This is a genomic window from Paenibacillus sp. P5_B5 (genome assembly GCF_056400365.1).
In genome coordinates this window covers 1-9077 of record NZ_JBFULK010000036.1, presented here as the reverse complement: position 1 = coordinate 9077, position 9077 = coordinate 1, and the positions used below count along the sequence as shown (strand labels likewise).

At 45.2% G+C, this 9077-nt stretch carries 8 protein-coding genes; 2 read left to right on the top strand and 6 right to left on the bottom strand.

Translation table 11 applies throughout. The annotated features are described in order from the left end of the window. Positions 1-370, top strand: a 370-nt coding sequence (locus AC1DOK_RS24160) for a GyrI-like domain-containing protein (RefSeq protein WP_477556843.1), incomplete at its 5' end; no start/stop codon positions are given. Positions 371-584: 214 nt separating this feature from the next. Here the strand turns inward: AC1DOK_RS24160 and AC1DOK_RS24155 are convergent. The 4 genes from AC1DOK_RS24155 to AC1DOK_RS24140 all read right to left on the bottom strand — a co-directional run bounded on the left by AC1DOK_RS24155 (position 585) and on the right by AC1DOK_RS24140 (position 6494). Continuing rightward, on the bottom strand, positions 585-2306 hold the full coding sequence (locus tag AC1DOK_RS24155; protein ID WP_477556842.1) for an S-layer homology domain-containing protein: 1722 nt from the start codon (positions 2304-2306) through the stop codon (positions 585-587). 22 nt (positions 2307-2328) lie between these two features. Beyond that, on the bottom strand, positions 2329-4857 hold the full coding sequence (locus tag AC1DOK_RS24150; protein ID WP_477556841.1) for an alpha/beta hydrolase-fold protein: 2529 nt from the start codon (positions 4855-4857) through the stop codon (positions 2329-2331). Between the two features lie 207 nt (positions 4858-5064). Next, positions 5065-5754, bottom strand: a complete 690-nt coding sequence (locus AC1DOK_RS24145; protein WP_477556840.1) for a FadR/GntR family transcriptional regulator — start codon at positions 5752-5754, stop codon at positions 5065-5067. A gap of 374 nt (positions 5755-6128) precedes the next feature. After that, the gene (locus tag AC1DOK_RS24140) at positions 6129-6494 is read right to left on the bottom strand and encodes a hypothetical protein (RefSeq protein ID WP_477556839.1); all 366 of its coding nucleotides are present in this window, start codon (positions 6492-6494) and stop codon (positions 6129-6131) included. On the opposite strand from AC1DOK_RS24140, the gene AC1DOK_RS24135 reads away from it, so the two are divergent. Then, positions 6474-7307 carry a helix-turn-helix transcriptional regulator gene (locus tag AC1DOK_RS24135; RefSeq protein WP_477556838.1) on the top strand — a complete coding sequence of 278 codons (834 nt, stop codon included), beginning with the start codon at positions 6474-6476 and terminating at the stop codon, positions 7305-7307. The two genes, AC1DOK_RS24140 and AC1DOK_RS24135, sit on opposite strands and share 21 nt — an antisense overlap. A 36-nt stretch (positions 7308-7343) precedes the next feature. Here the strand turns inward: AC1DOK_RS24135 and ytvI are convergent, their stop codons facing one another. Both ytvI and AC1DOK_RS24125 read right to left on the bottom strand, forming a co-directional pair. Then, positions 7344-8444: a sporulation integral membrane protein YtvI gene (gene ytvI / locus AC1DOK_RS24130; RefSeq protein WP_477556837.1), complete on the bottom strand. Its 1101-nt coding sequence runs from the start codon at positions 8442-8444 to the stop codon at positions 7344-7346. Between the two features lie 4 nt (positions 8445-8448). Next, on the bottom strand, positions 8449-9077 hold a 629-nt coding region (locus AC1DOK_RS24125; protein WP_477556836.1), incomplete at its 5' end, for a GNAT family N-acetyltransferase.

The window sequence follows — 9077 nt, the reverse complement described above, 5'->3', positions numbered from 1 at the left end:
TGATTTTGCTGTTTGGACCAAGCACATGCAGAATCTGCGCAGTTATGGACTATACCATCAAAACACTGGCAGTATGATTTCAGCAGAGAAAATCACGGCAGGCAACTTTGAAGAATACGACTACTTTTTCACTAAAATAGAGAAACCTTTAAAAAAAACTGATTTATTTGTAAAACCGGGGGGAAGATATATCAGAGCTTATTGCAAAGGAAACTGGGAACAGCTGCCTGAGACTTACCGCTCCATCATCGAATTTGCGAAGGAGCAGGGATTGACGCTTAAGGGCTACTCTTATGAAGAAGGCATTAACGAAATGACAATCAATAGTATGGACGAATATATTACTGAAATTTTAATTCGATGTGAATAATGCAAAGAATCAAATGTATATTTCAGCAAAACCTCCTGTGGAGCTCCTGTATCCTTCACAATGTCTGAAGACAGCATTCCGGATTGGGTCATACCCGCAATGATGGCGTGGTTGAGTTGAAAATAAAAAAACAGCTTTTGCGGACATACTCGCAAAAGCTGTATTAATATACAATTACTTACATAACACGGATATCTGTTGTCGTTTCCTTCGATTAATGCTGCTTGTTGATAAATCCCGCGTGTTCCAGTAATCGCATAATCATAACAGCAGCTTGCGCTCGGCTGACGTGATCCGCTGGGCGGAATGTTTCGTCCTGGAAGCCTTGGATAATTCCGACCGCGCGTAATTCCGCAATTGCTTCTTTGGACCATTCGCTGATCTGCTCGTTATCCGTAAAACCTGCTACGGTCAGTTGTTGCTTCGTCAAGCCGTCTGCTTTCTTGCCCGCTGCATGAAGCGCTCTTGTCAAGAGCACTGCAGCTTGTTCCCGGCTCACAGGGGCATTCGGCGCAAATTCCGTTTCGCTCATGCCTTCGACAAGCCCCGCAGCTATGGATGTGGCGACTGCCCCGGCGAACCAGGCATCGGCTGGCACGTCCTTAAAGGTGGTATCCGTCCGTGTCTCCGCTATACCGAGTGCACGGACGATCAGGCTTGTGAGTTCAGCTCGAGTCATTGTTTGGTCGGGTGCGTAGTGATGCCCCGGCAATCCGCTCACGATCCGCTTGGCAGCCATCGTCTCGATATCGAAACGGGCCCAGTGGTTGGCAATATCCCCGAACGTTGCTCCCTTCTCCGTCACGGTGTAGATGCCATCGCCGTTTCGTTTCATGATGACGACTGTCACACTGTCGATCATCTCAAACAACGACGGAACGAAGGTAAAGGCGCCTGTCACCGGTTCATAGAACACAGCCGTTGCGTGTGCGGAGTCGACTGTACCGCCGATTGTCATCGTTCGTGTTACATACGTGTTCCCAGAGTTTGTGATTTCCACTGTTTGGCCATTTGCCTCTAAACTTAGTGTGTATTCGATCCCATCAGTACGCAGCGGAATTCCCGCTTTTGTCGCCGCAGCTTTCATTTGCTGCAACGCTTGACCGGAAACCTGTTTGGTTTTAACGGTAATCGTGGCATCCTTCAACGCAACACCCAGGGAACGCAGCGCTGATTGCAGGGCGGGCAGATTGACAGGGAGATGATACCCCGATTCTTCACTCTGAACAATAATGACCGCATCAGGGGAATTTGCCACAGCTCCCGCCAGTACGGCAGCAGGAAGCTTGACCCCCAATTCATGATAAACACCGCTAATGGAAATGATCACATTCTGTACGGAGCTCCCTGTTTTCGCCAAATTTCTCAGAGCTTCAGCAAGCGCTTCTGCCTGCACGACAGCAGTAACGGATGTTTTACCGTCCGTTGTCGTTGCTTGCTGCAGCGAAATGGCGTTGGCTTGCAGCGTAATGCTGTTACCGTCTGAACCGTTAGGACTCGGTTGGGGCCTAGGTTGTACTGGTGTCAGTTCTGGTGTTGAAGTACCAGGTGTTGGTTTAGACGGTTGAACGGGAATCTCTATTACCTCGAACGTATCGGTCGCAACTTTCGCTCCTTTACCAGCGACGACTGTGTAAGTGCCGAGCGTTGCGTCGGCAGGTACGATGAAATTCAGTGTAAAGGCTCCTCCTAAGACGTCGGCGAAATCGATATACGCCACCGTAAGGTTCGGGCGGACAACCTTCACCGCCACTTCAGTTAAAGAAGTCGTTCCGGAAATCATTACGGTTTGTCCGGGGTAACGATTCGTTGTATGATCCAATTGAATCGTAGGAGCAATTGCAATTGCATTGGCATGTGCATGCGGTCCGCAGGATATAGTAAAGAACAGCACTGCAGCCAGGGATAGTAGGTGAATCCATCGCAACCTTTTCATTCGTTCTCCTCACTTCCTGCATCTATAGCATGATCAATGTAGCCGCCAAACTGGCCCCGATGTTGTCGAAGCTACCGTCGTATTGGTCGACGACAAATACTTTCACCGAATACCCAGCGCCTGTAACATTAAAATGAGCGGTAAGCTGTACTACGCTTCCAATATTTTGTTGAATGGCTACAATACTGACGGGTTCCAACCCTCTCATCAGCTGGAATACGACCGTCTCGTCCCCAGAATGCTCACTAGCGTTCGCTGTTGGCATAACAGTAACTGTTGCTTTTATGCCTCCCGTTGCGGTGAACGAGACTCCACTCAAGGTGAACGGCTTAAGGCTGGAGTCGGCCTCGGCCGCATAATCTTTGGCTGTCCGTGCGCTTGCGCCTTTACCGATGCTGCTTACGCTCACATAAACGCGTCCAGCGGATGCTCCCAACTGTGCTATGGAAACAACAGTACTCGTTTGCCCTGAGGCCGTTGTTACCGATCCCAGCAGGTTGCCTCCTGTAGCACTGTCGTATACCTTGACGATATCGCCAACAACAAGTCCAGTGACGGTAACCGTATCGTTCTGGCCCGCGGGGCGATTAACAATCGTGATCGCAGACTCTGTAGGGGCAGTAGATAGCGTCTCCTGTATGGGTGCGATTAGCCCGTTCGCGAACATGTAGGGGAGACCTTGCTCGAAGCCAGCGGCCCATACTTCCATGTCGTGACCACCGTTAAGAATGCGTAGCTGAGCTGGACTAGCGGGAACGTCCTCCCACTTATCGAACGGTTTGTTGAATAGGTTCACGCGGTGAAGGTGCTGGTATAACGTAACGGCCTGCACTTCCATATTGTATTTGCTCGCATCGCCCGGCAAATCCTCTTTTTCGCTTAGATGGTTCCAATCGTCATCCCCCGTCATGATGAACATCGGTACGACGTTTGATTGGGCGCCGTATGCTATTAGCGCCGCAGGGTAGTTTTTGGCATCCCAGATCGCAGGATCGAAAGGATCACCGAATGATCCGCGCTCCACTGCACCAGATGATGCAGGGGCTTCGTCATGTTGGATAGCTGGGCTAAGCAGCGTGGCTCCGCCGAACAATTGCGGGTATACGAGCGAATAACGCAGCGCCCCGTAGCCGCCCATTGAGAAGCCGATCACCCCACGGCCTTCGCGGGAATCGATCGTTTTGTAATCGTTGTCAATCTTCGGAATCAGGTCCTGAATGACTGCCGATTCTATCGCTCCGAACATTTGCGAATCGACCCAGTAGCTGTTGCCGGTTACTGGTGCAACTGCGATAACTGGTGGGATTTCCCCTTGCTGAATCATCGTATCGAGAATTGGCCAAAATTTATTCCAACTGTTTGCGTTGCCACCGCTTCCATGCAGCAAGTACATCACGGGATACCGTTTCGTACCATTCGGATCATAGTCATGAGGCAAATACACTTTGTACGATAACGTACTGCCAACCGTTGTATCATTCAGCAGACTGGCAGGTTCAAAAGTTTCCGTTGCCGTTGTTCCTATTTGTATCGGCGCGTAGTTACTGGCGCTATATACAGGCTTAAAATCAACGCTTTCCGGCTTTCCGAACATGTATTTCAAACCTTCTTCAAATCCCTTAAGCCATACGTCATTGTCGTGTCCACCGTTAATAATACGCAATTCTGCAGGGCTTGCGGGAACATCGGCCCATTTGTCGAATGATTGATTGAATAAGTTCTTTCTATGCAACTCTTCGTATAATTTAACCGCCTGTACTTCCATATTGTATTTGTAGGCGTCAGAAGGTAAATCTTCTTTTTCGCTCAGATGATTCCAATCGTCATCGCCAGCCACGATATATACGGGGACACGGTTCGATTGATTGACATAATGGTTGATCGCAGTCGGGTAGTTATTCATCGTCCATAGCGCAGGATCGTAGGGCTCGCCAAATGATCCACGCTCTACTGCGCCAGAGGTTACAGGGGGCTCGTCACGTTGAATCGCCGGGCTCAGTAACGTCGTCGCCTTGAACAACTCGGGGTATTGCATGGCATACCGCAAAGCGCCGTACCCGCCCATTGAATAACCGAGTATGTAACGACCGGAACGATCGTCAATCGTATTGTAATTCTGGTCGACTTCGGGAATTAGATCGTTGATAATGGCAGATTCGTAAGCGCCGAATTTGTTCGAGTTGACCCAATAGCTGTTGCCGCTCTTAGGTACGATGGCAATGACTGGCTCGATCACGCCGTCCTCAATCATGCCGTCCAATTTCCCCCAGAAGTTATCCCAGCTGCTCTCCGTGCCATTGCTGCCATGAAGTAAGTACAGGACGGGATACCCTTCCGCGCGAACAGAATCATAACCTTTCGGAAGATAAACCTTATACGTTAACTCGTCATTACCAACCGTATTGTCGCTGACCAACTCAGCGGATGTGATTGTTTTAATAGTGGTCGTTCGTGCGCTTTGATTTTCGGCTTGTACCACATTCGTTACTGGAATCGACGTTACTAAACTTCCCACCAATAAGAGTGTCATGGCAACTTTCCATTTTTTCATCCTCTATTTCCTCCTCGTTTGCTGATGCGATTATAAAGCAATTCGTTATCTGCGTAGAGCGAGTTATTGAACGTGGCTTATGTCGCTCACCCCTCTCATTTTTATTGATTCCTATTCGACTCTATTACGGTATGATTTCTAAGATTTGGGTAATTGGATGACCCAATTATATTGAAGAAAGACCGCTACATCTTTCTCTAGATGAACTTATATCTTCGCTTGAATATTTCTTTTTACTTGCTGAAGATGGAATATTAGGGCTTCTTTGGCCTTTACCGAATCCCTATCCTTTATCGCTTGAACAATATTGAAGTGTTCCTTATACACTTCAATATTACGGCCAGGCACTTTCAGGGTCTTCTTGCGTGTTTTGCGTAAAAGATCCATATGCAGATCAATAAGACTTACCAGAACCACGTTGTGTGTGGACTTCGCTATAGATAGATGAAAAGCTTGATCTGGGGAAAGCGGGTCATCCGAATCACTATCCATGCCCCCCCATTTCTCAAGAGCATTTTCGATTTCTTGTATATCCTGTTCTGTCGCGCGTAATACGGCAAGTTCGACAATACCCGTTTCGAAGATTTCTCTGGCCTCTAACAACTCGATGATCGTAGCCCTCTCTATATTTTCAATGATTCGGACCTTATCTTCTGCCTTATTCAGGTTATTACTAAGGTAACGACCGCCCCCAGGTCGGGTTTCAATAAGTCCCTCCCTCTCCAGAATGCGGAAGGCTTCCCGTAGAGTCCCGCGACTTATACCAAATAATTGGGCAAATTCCCTTTCCGTTGGTAATACGTCTCCAATAGAAAAATCACCTTCAAGAATCATATTCTCAATCTGCACAATGACATCCTCATAGACCCTGTGGTACTTAATTTTTGTTATTTGCATCGTTTCACCCCCCCTTTCGGCGTTACGCTATAATCGGGTGACCCAATTGTCAAATTCAGAATAATCTAAATTGTAAGCGCTGTCAACATCATTCAGCATACATCTTCAAGGGATGCCTTTTTTGCATCTTCCTTTTACAACCCTTTTAGATCCTCAATGTACTTCTATGAAATTTACCACAAAACATATATGTGATAGGTATCGAACCACGCTATCAGCTTGGAAGTCTGATTATGGGCTTTGGTTGTAGTCTAATCTTTTTAATTGAGTTTACACAAAATACTTGACAGACTCCGCTGCCTTTAGACTTACGCAACAGAATTCATTGTCTCTTCATGCGGGACGTAATCAGCACGAATATAGCTTGCATATTTCTAAATATACTCCGACAAATATTCGAAAGCCTGTGGAAATCTTTCTCTTCTCTCCTTTAATTCATATGGAATAAAAACTCTATCTGCAAGGCACTTATCTAAAACTTCTTCAACATATTTATTTAATGCCTCAATTTTCTCTCTATCATGTTCATTGTATTTTTTGAATTTTTTCGGCGCTATAAATATCTCAATAAGGGTATCTACTTTCAACCCATCTTGGCTTTCAAAAAAAGAATCATCAATTGTTGCTGGGGGTGGATTGTTCATAGCAATACAAAGGTGTGACACGAATGAATAACCAGCTGAAGGCAGATGGCTTTCAAGAGCAGAAGGCTCTATGTGATGCCCGAATACAGGATTCAAGAACTGATGAATGAAGAGCTGGTGAAGCACCTATTCATTAGCGATATCGGTGTGTTTCCCAAGGCACAATTCCATTATAGGGAACGATTGAATGGCTCAGAAGCACATATTTTCATCTATTGTACGGAGGGTGAAAGCTGGAATGAGCTTAATAACGAGGAACGCATTCTCTTAATGCCGCATCATTTAATTGTCATACCGGCTGTTACTCCTCACCGATATGGTGCCAGCTCCCACGATCCGTGGAGCATTCATTGGTTTCACCTACATGGTGGACATGCTACTTCCTTAATTCAAATGTACAAATTGGCTGCAGGACTTATTCAGCTATCGCAGAACATCCGGTTTCTGGAAGATTTTAAGCTATGCTATGAGCTCATATCCAATAAGCTCTATTCCATGCCGATCCTGGTCCATGTTTCTCATTTGGTTCAACAGCTTACCAGCACGATAGGCGTCCATTATGCAATTTCATCCCAGGATATTAAAAAAGAGCGCTATCTAGAAAACGCCATACAATACATGAACGATTGTATAAACGATTCCCTTCAGCTCTCTGATTTGGCCAAGTATATAGGATTATCCAAACAGCATTTAATTTATCTGTTCAACAAAGAAACCGGGCATCCTCCTGTGGACTTTTTTCTAAGGCACAAAATGCAAAAGGCAAGTCAAATTCTCATGTTAACCGATCTGACAATCAAAGAAATTAGCCTGACTCTTGGTATCCATGATCCCTATTATTTCTCCAGGCTGTTCAAAAAAATGATGGGAACGTCTCCAGCAGAATATCGGAAGCTGCCTAAGGAGTAGCTGTGCTTCTTGTTTGTAGTTTCTATAGCCCAAGGTCTATTTGAGGATATGAATGATTCCACGGTCGTTGAAATTTTTCAGCAGTGACACCAGAATCGGAACACCAAATAGTCCGATGAAGCCAAAGAAGAATAACCCTAACAACATACTTGCCAATGTTACAACCGGATGCAGTCCAACCTGCTGTCCCACAAGTTTTGGCTCCACAATATTTCGGATAATAGTAATGGCCAGATATAAAATCACCATTCCTACTGCCACTTTGACATCACTGTTAATTCCGGCAATAATCGCCCACGGAATTAAAACGCCTCCCGTGCCGAGTACTGGCAGAATATCAACAACAGCAATCAAGGCGGCAATAATTACAGCGTTTGGTATGCCAATCAAAGAAAAGCCCAGCCACAACTCTACAAAGGTCATAAGGATGATCAGTGAATATGACTTGATGTACTTGAGTATTGTCCCTCCAATATAATCCTTACCTTCTATAACATAATTCCTGACCTTTTCAGGAAACTGCCTACCAATAAAGTCCATAATTTTATGATAATCCATGCTGATAAACACGGTAGAAATCAATGTAATGATCGTTTTGATGAAAGTGCCTGGAATCGTAGTAGCCACACTGGAAATAGCAGTAATGGCGCCGGTAGAAACCGTACTGGCAAATTGGCCAATTGCTTCCATTGTTCTATTCGCATATTCCTCGACAATCACCATTTCGCTTAAATTAAGTGAGTTAAAAAATTTATCTAGCCATTGAAACACTTCTTCCAAAACAGGCAATACTGTTCCGTTATAAAAAGCCGGAATACCTGTAAAGAACTCTTTCAGACCTAAAAAAATGTTAGTTCCTATAAATCCTACGATACCGCCAATCATCACAAATAACAGGGTAACGAAAATAAATGCAATTACCGGACGTTTGATTTGTGTCTTCCGGGAGAACCAGTCAACAGGCTTATGAGTTGCCCAAGCAATCACGAATGCAATGATAAAAGGAGATAATACCGGACCGGCATATTTCAAACCAGCTAAAATTCCGACTGCAATGATGCTCCAATACATGAATCGGATAATGAAAGTTCTCTGTTGTTCGAGTCGCCGTGTTGCTGTTTCATTTTCTCTATTCAATGTTTTACTTCTCCTTGTTACAATTTTCTACTAGATTTTCAAAGTTATATCCATACAGGAAGAACAGCGTATCCAGCATATCCTCATCACTATGCGACTTTAAGCTGTATTTCTTTTCTCCAATTCGTTTCATGCCTTGATGTTCATAAAAACCATAATTACAGGTGCTATCTGTGTACAGATAGAAATTTCTGATACTCTGTGATTTCATATAAACCAGCAACCGATTAAAAAGYTCCTTGCCGATTCCTGTTCCTCGCTGGTCTGAACCCACGGCAAAAAAAGCAAGCTCTCCATCAAAGTCTTGTCCACTCTCGGCAAGTAATGCTTGATCCAGCTTATCAATTCCATAAAACAGCTTGAAAACTTGGCGCCCCTCTTTCGTGCATAACATAGTAGCAGCTGCACCTAACTGACGAATGGCATATTGTATCTGCATGCGATGATTTTTCTCGTTTTTGCCCATAATGATTCCAACAGCTTCGCCGCCTTTTTCGGCAACACAGGTAAAGGCTTGGCTTGCAAGGCAACTGGCCAAATATAACTTTGACATTCTTTCTGCGATTTTCGGTGAGCAATAACGCTCGTAATTCCATGTATCACGGATGATTTTTTCTAACGCTTTATAATCTG

Coding starts and splice junctions, on each gene's coding strand:
- AC1DOK_RS24135 (WP_477556838.1), top strand. CDS start 6,474: ATGCCCGAATACAGGATTCAAGAACTGATGAATGAAGAGCTGGTGAAG.
- AC1DOK_RS24155 (WP_477556842.1), bottom strand. CDS start 2,306: ATGAAAAGGTTGCGATGGATTCACCTACTATCCCTGGCTGCAGTGCTG.
- AC1DOK_RS24145 (WP_477556840.1), bottom strand. CDS start 5,754: ATGCAAATAACAAAAATTAAGTACCACAGGGTCTATGAGGATGTCATT.
- AC1DOK_RS24150 (WP_477556841.1), bottom strand. CDS start 4,857: ATGAAAAAATGGAAAGTTGCCATGACACTCTTATTGGTGGGAAGTTTA.